Origin of the sequence: Pseudoalteromonas sp. RB2-MNA-CIBAN-0110 (genome assembly GCF_040309305.1) — a bacterium.
In the GTDB taxonomy this organism is placed as follows: Bacteria; Pseudomonadota; Gammaproteobacteria; order Enterobacterales; family Alteromonadaceae; genus Pseudoalteromonas; species Pseudoalteromonas arctica.
On record NZ_JBEOOQ010000237.1, the window covers coordinates 1 to 255 of the forward strand.

Below are 255 nucleotides of genomic sequence, written 5' to 3' on the forward strand. Positions count from 1 at the left end.
GGATAAGAGAACGATGAATATAGAATCACTCGTAAGTAAAGCAAAACAAGTATGTGACAACCGTGGTGCGCGATTTACACCTATCCGTGAAAAGGTATTTCGTTTACTTGCAAGTGCGCAAGGTGGTGTGGGCGCGTATGATTTGCTCGAGCAATTAAAAGTAACAGAAACTGGCGCTAAACCTGCCACGATATACCGTGCATTAGATTTTTTGGCTGAGCTTGGTTTTATTCATAAAATTGAAAGCACCAATGC

1 protein-coding gene is annotated in these 255 nt (G+C 41.6%); it reads left to right on the top strand.

Going from position 1 to position 255, the window contains the following annotated elements; translation table 11 throughout:
• Window positions 1-13 precede the first annotated feature (13 nt).
• Window positions 14-255, top strand: a 242-nt coding sequence (locus AAEY68_RS21315; protein ID WP_350586856.1) for a transcriptional repressor, incomplete at its 3' end; no start/stop codon positions are given.